The 18,937-nt window shown below is 72.0% G+C and carries 16 protein-coding genes; 9 read left to right on the top strand and 7 right to left on the bottom strand.

Translation table 11 applies throughout. The features are described from left to right. The first annotated feature begins 1 nt into the window (after position 1). From LO762_RS28005 to LO762_RS27970, 8 genes are all read left to right on the top strand, one after another. Positions 2 to 1,771 carry an N-acetylglutaminylglutamine amidotransferase gene (locus tag LO762_RS28005; RefSeq protein ID WP_230619120.1) on the top strand — a complete coding sequence of 590 codons (1,770 nt, stop codon included), beginning with the start codon at positions 2 to 4 and terminating at the stop codon, positions 1,769 to 1,771. A 91-nt stretch (positions 1,772 to 1,862) separates the two neighbouring features. Then, positions 1,863 to 2,573 carry a class II glutamine amidotransferase gene (locus LO762_RS28000; RefSeq protein ID WP_230619119.1) on the top strand — a complete coding sequence of 237 codons (711 nt, stop codon included), beginning with the start codon at positions 1,863 to 1,865 and terminating at the stop codon, positions 2,571 to 2,573. Between the two features lie 183 nt (positions 2,574 to 2,756). Next, positions 2,757 to 4,562, top strand: a complete 1,806-nt coding sequence (locus tag LO762_RS27995; RefSeq protein ID WP_230619118.1) for a hypothetical protein — start codon at positions 2,757 to 2,759, stop codon at positions 4,560 to 4,562. 60 nt (positions 4,563 to 4,622) lie between these two features. Then, positions 4,623 to 5,048: a PPOX class F420-dependent oxidoreductase gene (locus LO762_RS27990; RefSeq protein ID WP_230619117.1), complete on the top strand. Its 426-nt coding sequence runs from the start codon at positions 4,623 to 4,625 to the stop codon at positions 5,046 to 5,048. 134 nt (positions 5,049 to 5,182) lie between these two features. Then, positions 5,183 to 5,863 (top strand): hypothetical protein, encoded by a 681-nt coding sequence (locus LO762_RS27985; RefSeq protein WP_230619116.1) that lies wholly within the window; start codon positions 5,183 to 5,185, stop codon positions 5,861 to 5,863. A gap of 95 nt (positions 5,864 to 5,958) precedes the next feature. Beyond that, on the top strand, positions 5,959 to 8,541 hold the full coding sequence (locus LO762_RS33745; protein ID WP_230619115.1) for a helix-turn-helix transcriptional regulator: 2,583 nt from the start codon (positions 5,959 to 5,961) through the stop codon (positions 8,539 to 8,541). A gap of 215 nt (positions 8,542 to 8,756) precedes the next feature. Beyond that, the gene (nhaA, locus tag LO762_RS27975; RefSeq protein WP_230619114.1) at positions 8,757 to 10,625 is read left to right on the top strand and encodes a Na+/H+ antiporter NhaA; all 1,869 of its coding nucleotides are present in this window, start codon (positions 8,757 to 8,759) and stop codon (positions 10,623 to 10,625) included. A 17-nt stretch (positions 10,626 to 10,642) separates the two neighbouring features. Continuing rightward, positions 10,643 to 11,512, top strand: coding sequence for a hypothetical protein (locus LO762_RS27970; protein ID WP_230619188.1), 870 nt, complete (start codon positions 10,643 to 10,645; stop codon positions 11,510 to 11,512). Positions 11,513 to 12,141: 629 nt separating this feature from the next. Here the strand turns inward: LO762_RS27970 and LO762_RS27965 are convergent. Next, positions 12,142 to 12,726 carry a TetR/AcrR family transcriptional regulator gene (locus tag LO762_RS27965; RefSeq protein ID WP_230619113.1) on the bottom strand — a complete coding sequence of 195 codons (585 nt, stop codon included), beginning with the start codon at positions 12,724 to 12,726 and terminating at the stop codon, positions 12,142 to 12,144. A 107-nt stretch (positions 12,727 to 12,833) separates the two neighbouring features. On the opposite strand from LO762_RS27965, the gene LO762_RS27960 reads away from it, so the two are divergent. After that, a complete protein-coding gene (locus tag LO762_RS27960; protein WP_230619112.1) occupies positions 12,834 to 13,259 on the top strand; it encodes a tautomerase family protein in 426 nt (141 codons plus the stop codon). A 21-nt stretch (positions 13,260 to 13,280) separates the two neighbouring features. Here LO762_RS27960 and LO762_RS27955 read toward each other — a convergent pair whose 3' ends face one another. The 6 genes from LO762_RS27955 to LO762_RS27930 form a co-directional block, all read right to left on the bottom strand. Beyond that, positions 13,281 to 13,460, bottom strand: a complete 180-nt coding sequence (locus LO762_RS27955; protein WP_230619111.1) for a hypothetical protein — start codon at positions 13,458 to 13,460, stop codon at positions 13,281 to 13,283. Positions 13,461 to 13,494: 34 nt separating this feature from the next. Further along, positions 13,495 to 14,664 (bottom strand): molybdopterin molybdotransferase MoeA, encoded by a 1,170-nt coding sequence (locus tag LO762_RS27950; protein WP_230619110.1) that lies wholly within the window; start codon positions 14,662 to 14,664, stop codon positions 13,495 to 13,497. An 85-nt stretch (positions 14,665 to 14,749) separates the two neighbouring features. Beyond that, entirely contained in the window at positions 14,750 to 14,950 is a 201-nt protein-coding gene (locus LO762_RS27945; protein ID WP_230619109.1) for a hypothetical protein, read from the bottom strand. A gap of 366 nt (positions 14,951 to 15,316) precedes the next feature. Further along, a complete protein-coding gene (locus LO762_RS27940; protein WP_230619108.1) occupies positions 15,317 to 16,453 on the bottom strand; it encodes a bifunctional 2-methylcitrate synthase/citrate synthase in 1,137 nt (378 codons plus the stop codon). Further along, positions 16,450 to 17,355 (bottom strand): methylisocitrate lyase, encoded by a 906-nt coding sequence (prpB, locus tag LO762_RS27935; RefSeq protein ID WP_230619107.1) that lies wholly within the window; start codon positions 17,353 to 17,355, stop codon positions 16,450 to 16,452. Before prpB ends, LO762_RS27940 begins: the two co-directional genes overlap by 4 nt. Before the next feature lie 43 nt (positions 17,356 to 17,398). Then, positions 17,399 to 18,892, bottom strand: coding sequence for an MmgE/PrpD family protein (locus LO762_RS27930; RefSeq protein WP_230619106.1), 1,494 nt, complete (start codon positions 18,890 to 18,892; stop codon positions 17,399 to 17,401). Positions 18,893 to 18,937 lie beyond the last annotated feature (45 nt).

Here is an 18,937-nt window from a genome sequence, read left to right as displayed (position 1 = left end):
TATGTGCGGCTTCTGCGGTGAACTCCGGTTCGACGGCCACCCCGCCGACGTGGACGGGGTGGCGCGCATGAACGCGTCGATGGTGTCCCGTGGCCCGGACGGCTCCGGCGTGTGGGCGTCGGGCCCGCTCGCGTTCGGGCACCGGCGGCTCCGGATCATCGACCTGTCCGACCGGGCCGCCCAGCCGATGATCGACAGCGAGCTCGGCCTGGCGGGCGTCTTCAACGGCTGCGTCTACAACTACCGTGAGCTGCGCGCGGAGCTTCAGGCGGACGGCTACCGCTTCTTCTCCACCTCGGACACCGAGGTCCTCCTCAAGGGCTACCACCGGTGGGGGCGCGATTTTGTCACCCGGCTCAAGGGCATGTTCGCCTTCGCCCTGTGGGAGCGCGACACGGGCCTTCTCCTGCTCGGCCGTGACCGGCTCGGGATCAAGCCCCTCTACGTGACGCGTGACGCGCGTCGCCTACGGTTCGCCTCAACACTGCCCGCGCTGCTGGAGGGCGGCGGCGTGGACACGTCGCTGGATCTCGTCGCCCTGCACCACTACATGACGTTCCACTCCGTCGTCCCCGCCCCCCGGACGATCCTGAGCGGCGTGCAGAAGTTGCCCGCGGCGACGGTGAGGACGATCCATCCGGACGGCTCCCAGGACGATCACGTGTACTGGCGACCGTCGTTCACCCGAGAGGTGGTCCTCCCGGACGAGGAGTGGCCGGACGCCGTCCTTGCGTCGCTCCGGACGGCGGTGAACCGACGGATGGTGGCGGACGTGCCCGTCGGGGTGCTCCTGTCCGGCGGCATCGACTCCAGCCTGATCGTCGCCCTCCTGGCCGAGGCCGGACAGCGTGATCTCGCCACCTTCAGCATCGGCTTCCAGGCCGCCGGGGGAGAGGAAGGCGACGAGTTCGCCTACTCCGACCTGGTAGCCCGCGAGTTCGGTACCGAACACCACAGGATCCGCATCGGAGACGACCGCCTCCTGGGCGCCCTCCACGGGGCCGTAGGCGCGATGAGTGAGCCGATGGTCAGCCATGACTGCGTCGCCTTCTACCTGCTGTCGCAGGAGGTGTCGAAGCACGTCAAGGTCGTCCAGTCAGGGCAGGGCGCCGATGAGATCTTCGCCGGATACGACTGGTACCCGCCGCTCGCCCACACCCCACGGGAGCGGGCCGCCGAGGACTACGCCAAGGTCTTCTTCGACCGGCCGCACGCCGACCTCGCGGGCCAGCTCAGCCCGGCCTACCTGGGCGAGGACCACAGCTCGGCCTTCGTCCACGATCACTTCGCCACGCCCGGCGCGGAGGAGGCCGTAGACGCGGCACTCCGCCTGGACAGCACCGTGATGCTCGTGGACGACCCCGTGAAGCGCGTCGACAACATGACCATGGCCTTCGGGCTCGAAGCCAGGACCCCGTTCCTCGATCACGAGGTCGTCGAGCTGGCGGCGTCCTGCCCGCCGTCCCTCAAACTGGCGCACGGCGGCAAGGGCGTGGTGAAGCGGGCGTCCCGCGGCGTCGTCCCGGACGCGGTGATCGACAGGACGAAGGGATCCTTCCCGGTGCCCGCGATCCGGCACCTTTCGGGGCCCTACCTGGATCTTGTCCGGACGGCCCTCACCGACCCGGCCGCCAAGGCGCGCGGCCTCTTCCGGGAGGACTACGTGAACCGTCTCCTGGCCGCCCCGACCACCCATAGGACGACGCTCGGAGCGAGTGCCCTGTGGCAACTCGCACTCCTGGAACTCTGGCTGCAACACCATGGCGTCTAGCTGTTTATGCTGCGTGTCTAAGGATGTCGTCGAAGACCTGGGAGGTGGGCCCATGTGCCGTCATTTCGCCTGGCTGGGACAAGATCGCACGGTGGAGGAGCTGGTTCTGCGGCCCACCTATGGGCTGCCGCGCCAGGCCGCCAGGCCGCGCTGGCAGCACATCGACCTCATCAACCGCGACGGCTTCGGCATCGGCTGGTTCGGCGCCGACGGCCACGCCCTCAGCTACCGGCGTACCGGGCCGATCGAGGATGACCCGGACTTCCCGGCCCTCGCGGAGCAGGTCCATGGCACGTGCGTCGTGGGCGCCGTCCGGGGGGCGAGCCCCGGCATGCCCATCGAGGAGGCGGCGACGGCCCCCTTCACCCACGGGACGGCGCTGCTGTCCCTGAACGGGCACCTCAACGTGCGGCTCACCACACCGCTGCACGACCCGGAATACGTGCCGGAGTCCACCTGCGACGCCGCGTTCCTGGCCCAGCTGCTCTGGCAGCGGCTCGACCAGGGCCGTCCGCTGGCTTCCGCGGTGCCCGAGCTGGTCCAGGACGTCCTCGTCCTCGACCCGCACGCCTGCCTGAACCTCCTGGCCACCGACGGCGAGACGGTCGTCGCGACGACCTGGGGCGAGACCCTGTGCTACCGGAGCGGCCCTGAGGGCACCCTGGTGGCCAGCGAGCCGAACGACGACGCCGAGGACTGGATCACCGTCCCCGACCGTCACCTGGTCGTCGTGGACGCGCTGGGGGTCACCCTGCGGACGCTCGACGCCTTCGACCCGGCGCAGCTGGCCGACCCCGTGTGATCCCCTCGGGTCGGTCCCCTGTCAGCTGACCGGCGGTTAGGACGGGCGAAAACGGCGGAGAGTCTCATTGCGGACTCACGCATCGCCATGATGCGGTCACGGAGCACGTTGACGCGTCACGTCCGCCTGTGCCTCACTGGGCCTCGGTCGACAGTCGACAGGGGACCGACCCGAGAGGACACGATGACCACTCCATTCATCGAGCGGCTTCCGCGTTTCCATCACACACGACTGATCGTCAAGGCGCTGCTCCCCAGGCTGAAGGAGGAGGAGCCGCTCACCGAGGACACGCTGCGCGAGCTGGCGTGGGTCGCCAGGAGCGTCCACGAGCAGGTCCTGGACATGCTCAAGCTGCCGCCCACGCCGGAGGGCATCGACGCGCGCGGGGCATGGCTCGACCTCGTCGACTCGATGCTCGACGCCTTCCACCCGCGCAAGAGCAACCCCAAGGTCGAGGAGATCCTCGACAAGCACGTGTACGGCGCGTCGGAGGCGATCCGCGCGGCCGTCCAGAAGGTCGGCGACAAGTTCGCGACACCCGAGGTGTACCGCTACGACCCGGCCGGGGACGACCTGGAGATCGTCATCGCCCAGGCCGACTACATGAGCGGCGACACCTTCGGCGTGCACGCCGCCCTCACCCTGCACCACGGGGCCGGGCTCGCCTTCTTCTACGAGTCCGCCTCCGCGGACCACAGGAAGCGCGCCGACGTCCTCCTGCGCTTCTACAACAGCTGCCCGCTGGCGGGCGGGCGCCGGATCGCGCTGATCCCGGTGCACAACGCCAGGCTCGCCTACCGCTACAGCCTTGAGGGGTACTTCCCGCCTTCGGTCTTCCCGAAGGGCGCGCCGAAGATCGTCTCCGGCACCGGGACGTGCGTGGCGATCGGGAACGCGACACGGATCGTCGCCGAAGCGTTCGGGACGTCCGCCAAGAACTCCCAGGCGGCGCTCCAGGCCGCCTGGCTGCCCAAGGGCTGGGAGACGGGTGCCGTGTCGCTCGTGCCGGGCGGCAAGACCATCGCCGCGTGGGTCGCCGAACGCTTCACCAAGCAGAACGCCTACGCCTTCCTGTGGTTCCGCCGCAGCGGCGCGGCCGGCGGCGCCCACCCCGAACTGGACACCAGCGTCAAGGCGACGACCGACCTGATCGCGACGATCAGGGAGAAAGGTCTCATCGAGAACGCCAAGATCGTCATCGTGGGCGACGGCGGGCACAAGCTCGAAAAGGTCGTCGACGTCGATCTCACCGAATTCTGGAACGACAAGGAGAGTCCGTTCATCACCGGCGACAGGCGGATGCAGCTCGCGCTCTTCGCCTACCTGGTCAAAGCGGGCTACAACTTCATGAACATCGGGATGCGCAGCGGCGCGCTCGAAGGCCCCGCGCTGCTCGGCGCCCGCACCGTCTACCTGGAGGAGATCTACAACCTCCAGGAGGGCCGCATGGAGCAGTGGCAGGGGCCCGTCCCCGGATACCACCGGGTCGAGCTGGGCCACGTGCCGTCGGCGTCCGGAAAGCAGGCGCTCGCCGCGACGCTCGACCGCAGCGTCCTGGACAACCAGAAGGAACTGGCCGACGCCGCCCTCGCCGTGGCCGGAATCCTCGGGTTCGGCGCGCCGCCGACGCGCGGGGCCATCTTCCAGGCCGCGAACAGCGAGCCCGCGGACGGCACCAAGGTCTTCAAGCCGCGCCCGGTGGCGGAGGCGTTCACGCTGCTGTGCGGGAAGTGGCAGCAGGAGCTGGGCGTCAAGAGCATCAAGGCGGCCTTGGGCGACTCCTGGGCCGAGTTCGCGTGGCAGACGAAGGTCGCGATCCGGGCCGCGCAGGCGCTGCACAAGGCCCGGGTCAAGCAGCGGATCTGCGCCGCCTACACCGGGCCGGACGAGGGCCTGAGCGACGCGGACAAGAGCACCCTCTGGCAGGCCGTCGGCGGCACCATCGACAAGTGGGAGGTCGTCGGAAAGCGGGGCGGCCACAAGCACTGAGTGGACGGGCGCGCGCGGGTCGGGGAATAGGCGGGGCCCGATCATGAGTTGATCTTCGGTATGACCGCCTTCGATCCGCGCACCCTGCTCGCCGAAAGCCGCCTGGGAGTCCTGGCGACGATCAAAGCCAACGGCCTGCCTCAACTCTCGCCGGTCCTCCCGTTCTACGACCGCCCGAACGAACTCCTCTACGTCTCGATGACCGAGGGCCGCGCCAAGACCGTCAACCTCCGCCGAGACCCGAGAGCCGCCCTGGAGGTCACCTCCCCAGACGGCCGCTCCTGGGCCACCGCCGAAGGCCCCGTCACCCTCACCGGCCCCGGCACCGACCCCCACGGCCCCGAGGTAGAAGCCCTGGTCGACTACTACCGCCTGGCCGCCGGCGACCATCCCGACTGGCCCGAATACCGCTCCGTCATGGTCACCGACCGCCGAGTCCTCATGACCATGACCGTCACCCGCATCTACGGCACCTCCCTCTCCTGACCCCAAGGCGAGACCGTCAGGACCGGGTGCTCCTTCCGCCGGGGCGGGCTGGCTTGATTGAGTAGGGCCTACTCAAGCGATTGTCTGGCCGACCGCGCACACTCCTGAAGCAGTCCATCTTCTGGAGGTTCGTGATGACGACAGCGGAGACGGTGCACGGGCGGCGGACGACGGGACGGACGGCAGCGGGTGCGCTCGCCGTCCTCGGACCGCTCTCGGTGGCCGTGGGTGCCCTGTTCCTGCCCTACCCGGGGATGTCGGAGACGTCGGAGATGGTGGCGGATTCCGTCGCCGCGTCGGGGAAGTTGAGCGTCTACGTCCTGTTCAACCTGCTTTACGGGATTCTGTATGTGCCCGCCGTCCTGCTGATCGGGCTTGTCGCGCTGGCGGGGGCCAGGCGCACGGCGGGGGCCGGGCTCGTGCTGTTCGCGGTCGGCTCCGCGGCGCAGCTGACGCTGCTGATGTCGCAGGACTTCCTGCTGCTCGCGGCAGCCGAGGCGGGGGTGGACCAGGCGGTGACGGTCAGGATCCTCGACGACGGGGTCGCGGCGTCACCGGTGCTGACCTGGCCCTCGCTGCTGGCGATCGCCGGGATGCTGCTGGGTCCGGTCCTCATCGGGGTCGCGCTCGCCAGGTCGGGCCGGGTCGCGGCGTGGGTGGGGTGGGTGTTCGTCGCGTCGGTGCCGGTGCTGCTGGTAGGGCAGGCGACGGGGGTACTCGTCCTGCTCGCGCTCGCGGCGGTGCTCCAGGCCGTCACGGGGGCGTGGGTGGCTCAGCGGATCGTGCGTGACGGCACGGGCTGGACACGCGCATGACGGGGGCCTGAGCCGGGGGCCGGGCGGATGGCCGGGTGAGGCGGCTTGTGCCGCCTGACACGGATCTGGGGGCGCCCGGCCCCTATGCTGCCGGCGTGCGAGGGCATTGGCCGTTCGCCGGGCGGGCGGCGCTGCTCGGCGAGATCGGCGAACGGGTGCGCGCGCCCGGCGGGGCGGTGCTGACGGGGGACGCGGGGGTCGGCAAGAGCAGGCTCGCGGCGGAGGCCGTCGAACTCCTGCCGCCGGGCGGTCCGCGGGTGCTGCGGGTGGCCGCGACGCGGGCGGCGGCGCGGCTGCCGTTCGGCGTGTTCGGGCATCTGCTGCCCGTCCCCGACGTGCGGACGATGTCGAATCCGCTGCGGTGGGCGGAGGAGGCGATCACGGGCGGGGCCGGTGCGCTGCTCCTCGTCGTGGACGACGCCCACCTCCTCGATCCGGCCTCGGCCGCGCTGGTCAAGCACCTTGTCGTGCACCGGGGGCACCGGGTGCTCGCGACGGTGCGGGAGGGCGAGCCCGTCCCTGACGCGGTGCGCTCGCTGTGGAAGGAGGGTCCCTGCTCGCTCCTCCCGGTGGCCCCGCTGACGCTGGCGGAGTCGGCGGCGATCCTGCGCGGCGCGCTCGGCGGCCCCGTGCTGCACTACACGGCGGCGCGGCTGTGGCGGACGGCGGGCGGCAACGCGCTGTTCCTGCGCGAGCTGGTCGAGGCGGGGACGGCGGGCGGACACCTGGCCGAGCACACCGGGATCTGGCGCTGGGACGGCGACCTGCCGATGACGCCGAGGCTCCAGGACCTCATCCGGCACCGGGCGGGCGAGGTGCCCGCCGCCGAACGCGAGGTGCTGCGCCTCGTCGCGCTGGGCGAGCCGCTGGCCGCCGAGCCGCTCGCGCGGCTCACCTCCGACGCCGCGGTGGAGGGGGCAGTGGCGCGCGGCCTGATCCGGTTGACGTCCGACGGCCGCCGTATCGACGCCTGCCTTGGTCACCCCCTGTACGGCGAGTTGGCGCGCGGCGAGGCGAGTCCGCTGCTGATCCGGCGGACCCTGGCGGCCCTCGCCGCGGCCGTCGAGGCGACCGGCATGCGCCGGGCTGCCGATCGGTTCCAGGTGGCGGTGTGGCGGCTGGAGAGCGGCGCGCCGCAGGACCCGGAAGGCGCGGTGGACGGGTGCCTGCGCGCCACGGCCGCCTACGATCTCGGGCTCGCCGAGCGGCTCGCCCGCGCCGCGCTCGCGGCGGGCGGCGGCCACGGCGCGGCGGTCGCTCTCGCCCGTGTCCTGTACCTGACGGGACGCGGCGCGGAGGCCGACGTTCTGCTCGCCGGACGTGAGGGCCGTGACGACGCGGAGATCGTCGAACTCGCGGCGATGCGTGCCTTCGGTATTGGTCTGACCGGTTTCTCCGTGGCGGATCCGCTGACGGTACTGGACGAGGCGGCGGGGGCCGTCGCGGGGGAATCGCCGGAGATCACTGGAATGCGCGCCTGGATCAGCGCGCAGCGCGGTGACTTCGCGCGGGCGCGCCACGCGCTCACAGGCCCCGCGCTGACAGGCCGGGCGGGCGCCTACGCGGCGGTGGGTCGCACGATCCTCGCCGCCTACACCGAGGACGCGGCGACGACAGAGACCAGCGCGGAAGCGGCGTTCTCGGCTTACGACGGCTGGGACGCGATCGCCGACGCGGAGACGAGCGTGCAGTGCGCGCGGCTCGTCGGACGGGTGTCCACCGGCGACGTCACGGGCGCGTTGGCCGTCGCCGACGAGATGACCCGGCGGTTCGAGGCGCGGTTCGCGGGCTGGAACCTCGGGGTCGCCGGGTTCCTCGGACACCGCGCGCAGATTCTGCGCCTGCTCGGGCGGACCAGGGAGGCGCTGGAGACGGCGCGCGAGGGCGCGGCACGGCTCACCGACGGCACGGCGGGTTTCTCCGGCCTCTGCCTCGGTGAACTCGCCCACGCGGCGGCGCTCCTGGGGCTCAGAGCGGAGGCCGAGCCCACGTTGGCGGCGGCGGTCGCGCGGGGCGCGCCCGGCTTCGAGCTGATCGACTTCCCGGCCCGGCTCGCCGCGACCTGGGTCGCCGCCCTCGACGGCGACGGCTCGGGCGCCGTCGAGGCAGCCCTGGCCTGCGCCGCCGAGGCGGAACGACGGGGGCTCGGCGGCTATCTGGTGTTCGCCCTGCACGACGTCGTCCGGCTCGGCCGCGCCGCGCTCGTCGCCGACCGGCTCGCCGCGCTCGCCGGACGGATGGGCGGCGCGCTCGCGGAGCTGTGCGCCGGGCACGCCGCGGGCGCGGCGGCCGGTGACGCCATCGCGCTGGAGCGGACGGCGCGCGGCTTCCAGAACGCGGGCCTCGTGCTCTACGCGGCCGAGGCCGAGGCGCACGCGGCGGCGGCGTACGAGCGGGCGGGGTCGGCGCGGGCGGCCCGCGCGGCGCGGGCGCGCGGCTGGCGGCTCGCGGCCCGCTGCCAGGGCGCGCGCACGCCCGCGCTGGTGGGGCTCGCGTTCCCGGAGCTGACGGCGCGACAGCGGGAGGTCGCGGGACTCGCCGCGTCCGGCCTGAGCAACCGGGAGATAGCGACCCTTCTGCACACCTCTGTCCGTACGGTGTCGAACCATCTCGTCGCTGTCTACGCCCGCCTCGGCGTCAACGACAGGGCCGACCTGGCCGACATGCTCACCCCCTGAACCGCCGGGAAGGGCCGTGACCGACGGCAGGGGTGTCCTGACGGTGAGTATCGCGTTTCCGCCGGCGGGACGGAGATTGTTGTGGGGGGAGGGGGTAGGGGTGGGTGTGAGGTTGGGCGGTTGGGTGGTGTGCCCGGGGCTGGAGTGCGGAGAATGAGCTACATGATCGTGAGGGATGGGGCCGCGGGGCGGCTGGCGTGGTCCGGGGGCCGCCGATGAAGACGCGGTCGGAGACCAGGGCGCGGGAAGGCGCCCTGTTGGCGCAGTTGTCGGGGCCCGTCAGGCGGTTCATGGCGACGGAGGCCGGGAGCGCCGGGCTGCTGTTGGGCGCGACGCTGTTGGCGCTGGTGTGGGCGAATTCGCCGTGGTCGCACATGTATGAGGCGTTGTGGCACACGGACGCGTCGATCTCGATCGGCGACGGCTCACTGTCGATGAACCTTGAGCACTGGGTCAACGACGGTCTGATGGCGTTGTTCTTCTTTGTCGTCGGGCTTGAGGTGCGGCACGAGTTCTCCGTCGGGGAGCTGACGGATCCGCGTCGGGCGGCGGTGCCCGTCATGGCGGCGCTCGGCGGCATCGTCGTGCCCGCGCTGATCTTCCTGGCGATCAACTCCTCGGGGGAGGCGTCGCGCGGCTGGGGCGTCGTGATCGGCACCGACACCGCGTTCATGCTGGGCGCGCTCGCCCTGATCGGGCCGCGGTTCTCCACCCAGCTGCGCATCTTCCTGCTGATCTTCACGGTGATCGACGACATCGTCGCGGTGAGCGTCATCGGCCTCGTCTACTCCGACCACCTGAACGTGCCGCCTCTCATCGCGATGGCCGTCCTGTGCGGGGCGCTCGCGCTGATGTCGCGGCTGGGCGTGTGGCGCACCTCGCCGTACGTGATCGTCGCGGTGGCGCTGTGGCTGGCGACGTACGAGGCGGGCCTGCATGGGTCCATCGCGGGCATGCTCGGCGGCCTCCTCATCGCCGCGCACGAACCGGCCAGGGAGGCGGTGAAGGAGGCCGCCCAACGGTTCCGTGCCTTCCGTCAGTCGCCTCGGGTCGAGGTGGGCAGGTCGGCCCGCCTCGGGCTGCAACGGGCGGTGTCGGTCAACGAACGGTTGCAGCTCCAGTTGCATCCGTGGGCCAGTTACGTCGTCGTGCCTCTGTTCGCGCTGGCCAACGCCGGAGTCGACCTACGCGACGGCGTCCTGTTCCAAGCCCTGAAGTCGCCGCTTACCTGGGGCGTCGTGTGCGCGCTGGTGGTGGGCAAGATCGTCGGCGTAGGCGGGACGGCGCTGCTCGCGACCCGGCTCGGCATGGGCGAACTCCCGCAGGGCGTCGGCCGAGGCAACCTCCTGGGCGGGGCGGCGCTGTCGGGCATCGGGTTCACCGTCTCGCTGCTCATCGCGGGCCTCGCGTTCGACGACCCGATCCTGCGCGACGAGGCGACGGTCGGTGTCCTGCTCGCGGCGGTGCTCGCGACGCTCGTCGGCTGGGTGATCTTCCGGATCGCCGCCGTCTTCCTCGGCGAGGGCGACGCCGACCTCCCCCGCTTCCTCGACCGGCCCGTCGACCCGGACGTCGACCACATCAGGGGCCCCGTCGACGCCCCGCTCACCCTCGTCGAGTACGGCGACTTCCAGTGCCCCTTCTGCGCGAGGGCCACCGGCGCGGCCCGCGAGATGCGCCAGCGGTTCGGCGACGAACTGCGCTACGTCTTCCGGCACCTGCCCCTCAGCGACGTGCACCCGCAGGCCGAACTCGCCGCGCGGGCCGCGATCGCGGCGGGGGACCAGGGCAGGTTCTGGGAGATGCACGACACGCTCTTCGCACACCAGGACGAACTCGAATTCGAGGACATCGCGGGATACGCCGGAGAACTCGGCCTCGACGTCGAACAGTTCCTGCGCGACCTGGAGTCGGAGGCGACGGCCGCCCGCGTCCGCGCCGACCTGGCCAGCGCCGAGGCCAGCGGCGCCCGCGGCACGCCCACCTTCTTTGTCGGCGACCGTAGGCACATCGGCCCCTTCGACGCCCAGACGCTGGCCCGCGAACTCGAGGCGTCCCGGACAAGCCCCGCGGAGCAGCGCTGAGCACGCAGAATAGGGACATGTCCCGAAAACCGGCCGCTGACTACGCGCGGGAGCAGGTGGGTCGGGTTCGTGACGACCCCGAAGGGCGGCTCGCGCTCATGCGGCGGCTGTACGGCGGGCCGGGCGGCCGCGCCCGACGGCACCTGCCCTACCGGCGGGCGGCGAGCGCGTTCATGGGGTGGCAGCTACGCCGCGGCCTCCTGTGCCCCGCCGACTGCGCGACGCCCGGGAGCCCCTGGTGGCGGGCGGTCAACGAACGGCTGCTGCGCGACGGCTGGGAGGCGTGGGGCATCGTCGACGGCCGCGCCGGACCGCCGACGGCGCCGAGCGTCGCCGCCGCCGTCGACTTCATCCGCGCGCCGAGCACCCGGACCTGGTACCGCGCGCACAACCTGAGCGTCGTCTCGGCCTATCTCGATCACCACGACCTCGCCGTGGCCGAGAGCCGGACGGAGCGGTTCTTCATGAACCTTGTCCTGATGCGGGTGCTTTATGCCCACGCCTTGGTGACGGCGCCGCGCCTCGCGCTGGGCTGGCTGGCGCCCGTCGCCCCGTTCCTCGGCGACCCCCGGCTCGGCATGACCGGCATCTTCCTGTCGCTGTCCCGGGTCCTGCCCGACCGCTATCCCCTGGCCGACGACGTCGAGACGTACGTGAAGGACGAACACGGCCTCGGCCGCCTCCTCGACGTCGGCGTCATCTCCCCCCGCCTCCCGCACCTCTACCGCTGGTCCGCCACCACCCTGGACGAACCCCGTCTCCTTACCCTCCTCACCACCAACACCCCCTCCTACGCCTGGCCCCCCACCGACACCACCCCCTGGCACCCCACCCCCACCCTCCTCACCCGAACCGCCCTGAAAACCCTCCCCCCACCCCCTCCCTAACCCTTCCCCCGCCGACGTCACCCGGGACCCGTCCAAGCAACGCCCACGCCAGCCCGCCTTCCCCCACTCGGCCGCACTTCTCCTTCGACCAGGCCAACCGGCAGCCCGCCCCCGCCCCACCCGTGACGCCACCCCGCCCCGGCACTCCATCCCAACCAGCACCCTCCTGCCGCCCACCCTCCCTCAGCTCCCCAGCCCGCCCAACGCCCCTTACCGCCCGGCTCCGCCACCGCCCACGTGGCCGAACGGTGCCCGCAACACTCCCGTCCCCCTTGGCGCCCGCCGACTTCCGGTGACGGTGCATGGCTCCGCCGCTTACTTCGCTGAGTTGCGGCCCGCTTGCCGCCCGGCCGACTTCCGGTGACGTCGCCTCCGTCCGACCGGCCATCCCCGCCAGCCACGCGGACTCTGCTTCGCGCGCTCGCTAGGCCGAGCAGCAGCCGCCTCCCGCTCACCCGCCGCGGCGCTACGGCCCAACCAGATGCCGCTGCCCTCGGATTGAGCGGCAGGCTGGTGTGGCTGGCTGCCTCCCTTCGACCTGCGGTCTGGGAGTTGGCTCCGGTCGATCGGGCGGCGTGAGCGCTGGCGCGCGAGGGTTGTGCTCGCCTGTTGTGGGGTGGGCGTGGGGGTTAGGGGTGGGTCGCGGTTTTGATGAGGGTTTCTAGTTGGGGGGTTATGGCGTCCAGGGGGGCGATGTCCTGTTTGGTGCGGCAGAGGGCTATGGCGCCTTCGACGGCGGCGACGATGAGCGTGGCGAGTTGGGCGGCGGCTTCCTCGGTCGCGCCGTGGTCGCGGAGGGACGTCGCCAGGCGGTCTTCCCAGGCGGTGAAGACCTCGGCGGCGGCGCGCACGGCCTCGGGCTCGCCGTCTGCGGGGGGCTCTTCGACGGCGACGGCGAGCACGGGGCAGCCAGCGGTGAAGTCGCTGTCGAGGACGATGCGCTTCCACAGGGCGAGGAAGGCGCGCAGCCCGGCGGCCGGACCGGCCTGGAGTTCGCGTTCCAGCGTCCGCAGGACGAAGCCCCCAGAGAAGCGGACCGCCTCGGCGGCGAGTTGCTGCTTGCCCCGGGGGAAGTAATGGTACGTCGACCCCAGCGGCGCCCCTGAGTGCGCGGCAAGGTCGCGCACCGTGCTTCCGGCGAGGCCGCGCCGCCGGATGAGATCGGCGGCGCCGACGATGATCCGCTCCCGGGATCCGGCGTCGCGTGGCGGCATGGGTTACTCCTCTTGCTTATGACGTTCGTTATAGCCTATCCTCGAATCATGTTCTAGAACGCTCGTTATAGAACATGCCAGCTCCGCGACTCGCGAAAGGCGACGCCATGCCGATGATCAAGCTCACCGTCCCCGCCGGTTCCCTGACCGAGAAGGGCCGGGACGGGGTGCAGCGCGACCTCGCCGCGGCCCTGCTGCGCTGGGAGGGCGCCCCGGACACGGAGTTCTTCCGTTCCGTCGCCTGGAGCTACCTGATCGAACTGCCTCCCGGCGCGCAGACGACCGCCGAGGACGAGGCGCCCCGGTTCCTCGTAGAGGTCACCGTCCCTGAAGGCGCACTCTCCGAGCGCCGCAAGGCCGGCCTCGTAGAGGAGGCGACACAGATCGTCCTCGCCGCCGCCGACCTGACCTCAGCCGACGCCCTCCGAGTCTGGGTCCTCATCCAGGAGCAGCCCGACGGCACCTGGGGCGCCGGCGGCTCCATCATCCGCCTCGCCGACCTCAAAGCCCTGGCCCAGGCCCCCACCCCCTGACCCCGGCACCGGTTGCCGAGATCACCCGCCCGCCGTCCCAGCGGCCAAGCCGTCGGGACCGGGATGTGAGGCGGGTCGCCGACGCGACGAGACGGCGCTGACGTGACCCGCTCCCACCGCGCTCCGCGCGGCGGCGTCGATGTACACCCACGCCTTGGCGCCTGACGCCAGGTCGGCCATGACGCGCACGTAGTCGTCCACCTCGTAGCCGTCGGCTGTCTTGGCCCTGCCGGGGTTAGAGCAGGAGGAGGGGGACGGGGTGGGTGGTAGGGGGGTCGGGTGGGACGGCGGCCAGGGCGTGGGCCTGGGAGGCGGCGTGGAGAGAGGCGGGGCGGTCGCCGGGGAGGGGGAGGACGGCGGAGCCCGCCCAGACGACGGGGACGATGCGGGTGCGGCCGGGGGTCGTGAGGACGGGTGCGGCCAGCGGCGCGTGAGGCAGGTCGGGGAGGGGTCTCGCGGTAAGGCCACAGAGGAGGGGCCCGAGCAGAGTATGGGCCGCCACCAGGGCCGCGAAGGGGTTGCCGGGAAGGCCGACGACGTAAGGGGCGTCGTGCGGGCGGGCCAGGAGCTGGGGGTGTCCGGGGCGGCAGGCCACGCCGTCGACGATCCAGCGGGCGTCGGCGAGGAGGCGGCGCAGGCCGTCGGTGACGCCCACGGAGGTGGAGCCGGTGACCACGATGACGTCCGAGGTGGACGCCGCCGCCACCGCGTCACGCAAGGCCGTCTCGGGGTGGTCGGGTACAGGGATGACGTCGGTGAGGTCGCCGCCCAAGGACGCGACTAGGGACGGCAGCATCGGGCCCAGGGCGTCCCTGATCCTGCCGGGCCCCGGACGCCCGTGCCGCACGAGCTCGTCGCCGGTGACGAGCGCGGCGACCTTGGGCGTCCGCCGGACGAGCAGGTCGTCGTGGCCGCAGGACGCCGCGAGGCCGACGAGCGCGGGACCGACCCGGGTGCCCGCGGGGACGAGGCACGTGCCTGCCGCGGCGTCCTCCCCGGCGCGTCGGATGTGCTTGCCGTCGGGCGTGAGCGGGCCCGTGAGGGCGTCGCCCGTCCGTCCCGCGTGTTCCACCGGGAGGACGGCCCGCGCGCCCGGAGGGACGACGGAACCCGTCGAGATCCCGATCGCGCACCCGTCCGGCAGCGTCCCGGACGCCCAGGGACGGCCGGGACGGGCATCGCCGACGATCCGCCACGGACCTGGACCGGCTATGGCGAACCCGTCCATCGCCGCGGTGTCGAAGGCGGGTAGCGGGGTCGCGGTGACGACGTCCTCCGCCAGCACCGCCCCCGCCGCTCCGCCCAGCCCGACCCGGACCGGCGGTAGGGGAGCCGCCGCACCGTGCGCGCGCAGCCGCGCCTCAGCCCACGCGACGTCACGGCACGTCTCTCGCTCCAGCGTCATGGCCATGCCCCACGGTCCCATCCGTGGATTTCGCCGTGGGGTCGTGCGCCGCACAGCCGCCTTCCCCGCGCGGTGAGGCACGGCCTCAGCCTTCACCCGTCCACACCAGCACGACGAAGGGCCGGGTGCTCGACGGGTGCCACACCCGCTCCCGCGTGATCAGATATCGGGCGCTGCCCCCGCCGCCTGCCGGATCCGCGACGTCGACGGCCCCGACCTCCTGCTCGACCCGGACGAGCGCGCCATGGAACGGCCCGCCCCGGCACACCGCGTTGACCGCGCTCACGACCGGCGCCCGCGCCCTCGCTCCCGACCCCCATCCACAACCCCACCCTAATGGACCCACAAATGCCAGCTTAAGGCGGGCTTTGACATCGCATTTGCGAGTCATCTATGCAGGAACACATTGCATTTGCGATGTCTCCCTGTGATGGCCGTCTCAGCCCGCCAGATGCCAGATGCCGCATGGTCAGGCCACCCCGGGCCATCGGCTACCCGGTGGCCGCGGTCGGCCGCGCCGCTCGCGCGGCTGGTGCGGTGACCGTGGTGCGGGCCTGGTCGATCGCGCGCCCGCTGTACGCGACACCCGCGTTTCGGCCACGTCGGGCCATCGGGTGCCCGGCAGTCGCCGTCGGTGGTGGGGGCGGTGGGGTTAGGGGGTTGTGGCGATTGGGTGAGGGGACGGGGCGGGTACGTGGCGTTCAGCGGGGCCGGTGTAGGCGCTGAGGGGGCGGATGAGGGAGTTCGCGGTGAGTTGTTCGGTGATGTGGGCGGTCCAGCCGGTGATGCGGGACATGACGAAGACGGGGGTGAAGGTGGGGATGTCAAAACCCATGAGGTGGTAGGCGGGGCCGGTCGGGTAGTCGAGGTTCGGGTGGATGCCCTTGGCTTCGACCATGGCGCCGCGGAGCGCGTCGTAGAGGGCCATCAGCCGGTCGGCGCCCCTGGCGGCGGCGAGCTCGCGCAGCGCGGCCTCCATGGTCGGGACGCGGGAGTCGCCCCTCTTGTAGACGCGGTGGCCGAAGCCCATGATCTTCCGCTTCTCGGCGAACGCGGCGGCGAGCCAGTCGCGCGCGCGGGCCGGGTCGTCGATCTCGGCGAACATGTGCATGACCGCCTCGTTGGCGCCGCCGTGCAGCGGGCCCTTCAACGCGCCGATCGCGGCGGTGACGGCGCTGTAGAGGTCCGAGAGCGTTGAGGTGACGACGCGGGCGGTGAACGTCGAGGCGTTGAAGCTGTGCTCGGCGTACAGCACGAGGGAGATCTCGAACGCCCGGACGACCTCCGGCCCCGGCACGGAGCCGAACGCCATGTGGAAGAAGTTCTCGGCGTACGACAGCGACGGGTCGGGCGCGATGGGCGGCAGCCCGCGGCGGCGCCGCTGGTCGAGCGCGACGACGGTCGGCAGCTTCGCCAGCAGGTCGAGCGAGGCGGCGGCGTTGCCTTCGGCGTCGTCCTCGGCCGGGTTCTCCGAGCCCAGGTGGCTGGCGGCGGTGCGTAGGACGTCCATCGGGTGGCAGCTCTCGGGGATCCGCCCCAGGACGTCGAGCGTGCTGCGGCTCAGCGGGCGCAGTGCCCGTTCGGCGGCCTGGAACGCGCCGAGCTGCGCCGCGTCGGGCAGCTCGCCGTTCCACAGCAGGTAGGCGACCTCCTCGAACGAGCAGGAGGCGGCGAGGTCCTGCACGGGGTAGCCGCGGTAGGTGAGCGAGTTGGTCTCGGGGTTGACCATGGAGACCGCCGTGGTGTCCGCGACGACTCCGGCCAGGCCCTTGCTGACGGTCGTGGTCATGGTTCCTCCCGGTACTTGTGGCTGAAGACCGTGGTGTCGAACTTGGCGTAGTCGGCGTAGCCGAGCAGGTCGTAGAGCTCGCCGCGGGTCTGCATCCGCGCTACCAGCGCGGCCTGCGTGCCCTCGGCGGCGATCGTGGCGAGCGCGTCCGTCACCGTGCCCATCGCCAGGCGCAGCAGCGTGACGGGGTAGATGACGACGTTCACGCCGAGGTCGCGCAGGGTGTCGGCGGTGAGCAGCGTCGACTTCCCGAACTCGGTCATGTTCGCCAGGATCGGGATGTCCACGGCCTCGCGCACCGCCTCGAACTCGGCGGTGTTGGCGAGCGCCTCGGGGAAGAGCAGGTCGGCGCCCGCGTCGGCCAGGGCCTTCGCGCGGTCGATCACCGCGCCGAGCCCTTCGCTCGCGCGCACGTCGGTGCGGGCGCAGATGACGAAGTCGGGGTCGCGCCTGGCGTCGGCGGCGGCCCGGATCCGGCGCAGCGCCTCGGCCAGCCCGACGACGCTCTTCCCGTCGAGATGCCCGCACCGCTTCGGATTGACCTGGTCCTCGATATGGCATCCCGCGACGCCGGAGTCCTCCAGGATCTGCACGGTGCGTGCGGCGTTGAGCGGTTCGCCGAACCCGGTGTCGGCGTCCACCAGCGCGGGCAGGTCGGTGACCCTGGCGATCTGCCCGGCCCGTCCGGCGACCTCGGTGAGCGTCGTCAGCCCGATGTCCGGCAGGCCCAGATCGGCCGACAGGACGGCGCCGGACACGTACACGCCCTCGAACCCGGCACGCTCGATCGCGAGCGCGGTGAGCGGGCTGAACGCGCCAGGCAGCCGCAGCAGCTCCCCGGACGCGAGCCCCTCCCGGAACGCCCGCCGCTTCGCCGCCGCGGTGATCTTCGAATGCAGCATCAGAACCCCTCCCCGCTCACAGCGGACTCCTGGTGGCCGGGCATCAGAAGATCCCCCCTGTGGCGGGCGCCTCCGACAGGCCCGCGTCGACATTGAGGGCGGCCACCTCAGACGTCTTGAGCTCGGGCAGCCGAGAGGCAAGGTCAAGGAAGCGCGCGCGCTCTTCCGCCGGGACGGCCTCGCTGGCGAGCGTCTCGAACTTGCGGACGTACTGCGCGCGCGCGAACGGACGGGCACCGGCGGGGTGCGCGTCGGCGACCCCGCGCGCGCCTTCGATCACCGTGCCGTCGGACAACTCCACGACGACCCGTCCGCCGAACCGTCGCTCGGCCGGATCGGCCGCATGGTAGGCGGCCGTCCACTCCGGGTCCTCGACCGTCACGATCTTCCGCCACAGTTCGACGGTGTCCGGGCGCGAGGCCCGCTCCGGCGCGTAGGAGTCGACGTGGTGCCACAGCCCGTCCTGGAGCGCGACGGCGAACATGTAGGGGATCGAGTGGTCCAGCGTCTCCCGGCTGGCGGCCGGATCGTACTTCTGCGGGTCGTTGGCGCCCGAGCCGATCACGTGGTGCGTGTGGTGGCTCGTGTGAATCGTGATCTTCGAGACCTTCGCCGTCTCCGGGACGCGGGCCCGCAGGTCACGGGCCAGGTCGATGAGCGCCTGCGCCTGGTACTCGGCCGAGTGCTCCTTCGTGTACGTGCGCAGGATGCCCTGCAAGTCTTCGCCCGGCTCCGGAAGCGGCACCCTGTACTCGGCGTCCGGGCCAGACAGAAGCCAGGCGATGAAGCCGTCCTCACCCTCGTAGATCGGAGAAGGCGCACCTTGGCCGCGCATCGCCCTATCGACGGCTTCGATGGCCGCCTTACCGGCGAACGCGGGCGCGTACGCCTTCCACGAGGAGATCTCCCCCTTGCGCGACTGCCGCGTGGCCGTCGTCGTATGCAGCGCCTGCCCGATCGCCTGATAGACCGTCTCGGTAGGCAGCCGCAGCAGGGCCCCGATCCCGGCCGCCGCCGAGACGCCCAGATGGGCGATGTGGTCGATCTTGTGCTCGTGCAGGCAGATCCCGGTGACGAGCGCGACCTGCACCTCGTAGGCGACCGCTATCGCCCGCGTCAGCGCCGCCCCGTTCTTGCCCAGGTGCTGGGCGACCGCCAGGATCGGCGGGATGTTGTCGCCCGGATGCGAGTAGTCGGCGGCCAGGTACGTGTCGTGGTAGTCCAGCTCGCGGACCGCCACCCCGTTCGCCCAGGCCGCCCACTCCGGCAGCACCGACGCGCCCACGCCGAACACGGCCGCGCCGCGCTCCCCGGCGGGCCGGCGCAGCGCCTGGTCCCGCGCGGCAACGACGGGCGCGCGGCGCAGCGAGGCCGTCGCCACCGCGGCGTTGTCTATCACCCGGTTCGCCACCATCGCGCTGACGTCCGGCGTGGGCGGCGGCGCGTGTACGGCGAGTTCGGCGAGCTTCCAGGCGAGCTGGTCGGCTCGGGGGAGCCGGGCCGCGCTCGGACTGGTCCGCACCGTGTGTTCGATCATGAAGGTCCTCCGCCTCTGCTAGCGACGCCTCCGAGCATCGTCCGC

The sequence above is a fragment of the Actinocorallia sp. API 0066 genome (assembly GCF_020991275.1).
In the GTDB taxonomy this organism is placed as follows: Bacteria; Actinomycetota; Actinomycetes; order Streptosporangiales; family Streptosporangiaceae; genus Actinocorallia.
The sequence above is the reverse complement of the archived record's forward strand: the minus strand, read 5'-3'. Positions and strand labels throughout refer to the sequence as shown.

Coding starts and splice junctions, on each gene's coding strand:
- LO762_RS28005 (WP_230619120.1), top strand. CDS start 2: ATGTGCGGCTTCTGCGGTGAACTCCGGTTCGACGGCCACCCCGCCGAC.
- LO762_RS27995 (WP_230619118.1), top strand. CDS start 2,757: ATGACCACTCCATTCATCGAGCGGCTTCCGCGTTTCCATCACACACGA.
- LO762_RS27990 (WP_230619117.1), top strand. CDS start 4,623: ATGACCGCCTTCGATCCGCGCACCCTGCTCGCCGAAAGCCGCCTGGGA.
- LO762_RS27985 (WP_230619116.1), top strand. CDS start 5,183: ATGACGACAGCGGAGACGGTGCACGGGCGGCGGACGACGGGACGGACG.
- nhaA (WP_230619114.1), top strand. CDS start 8,757: ATGAAGACGCGGTCGGAGACCAGGGCGCGGGAAGGCGCCCTGTTGGCG.
- LO762_RS27970 (WP_230619188.1), top strand. CDS start 10,643: ATGTCCCGAAAACCGGCCGCTGACTACGCGCGGGAGCAGGTGGGTCGG.
- LO762_RS27965 (WP_230619113.1), bottom strand. CDS start 12,726: ATGCCGCCACGCGACGCCGGATCCCGGGAGCGGATCATCGTCGGCGCC.
- LO762_RS27960 (WP_230619112.1), top strand. CDS start 12,834: ATGCCGATGATCAAGCTCACCGTCCCCGCCGGTTCCCTGACCGAGAAG.
- LO762_RS27950 (WP_230619110.1), bottom strand. CDS start 14,664: ATGACGCTGGAGCGAGAGACGTGCCGTGACGTCGCGTGGGCTGAGGCG.
- LO762_RS27940 (WP_230619108.1), bottom strand. CDS start 16,453: ATGACCACGACCGTCAGCAAGGGCCTGGCCGGAGTCGTCGCGGACACC.
- prpB (WP_230619107.1), bottom strand. CDS start 17,355: ATGCTGCATTCGAAGATCACCGCGGCGGCGAAGCGGCGGGCGTTCCGG.
- LO762_RS27930 (WP_230619106.1), bottom strand. CDS start 18,892: ATGATCGAACACACGGTGCGGACCAGTCCGAGCGCGGCCCGGCTCCCC.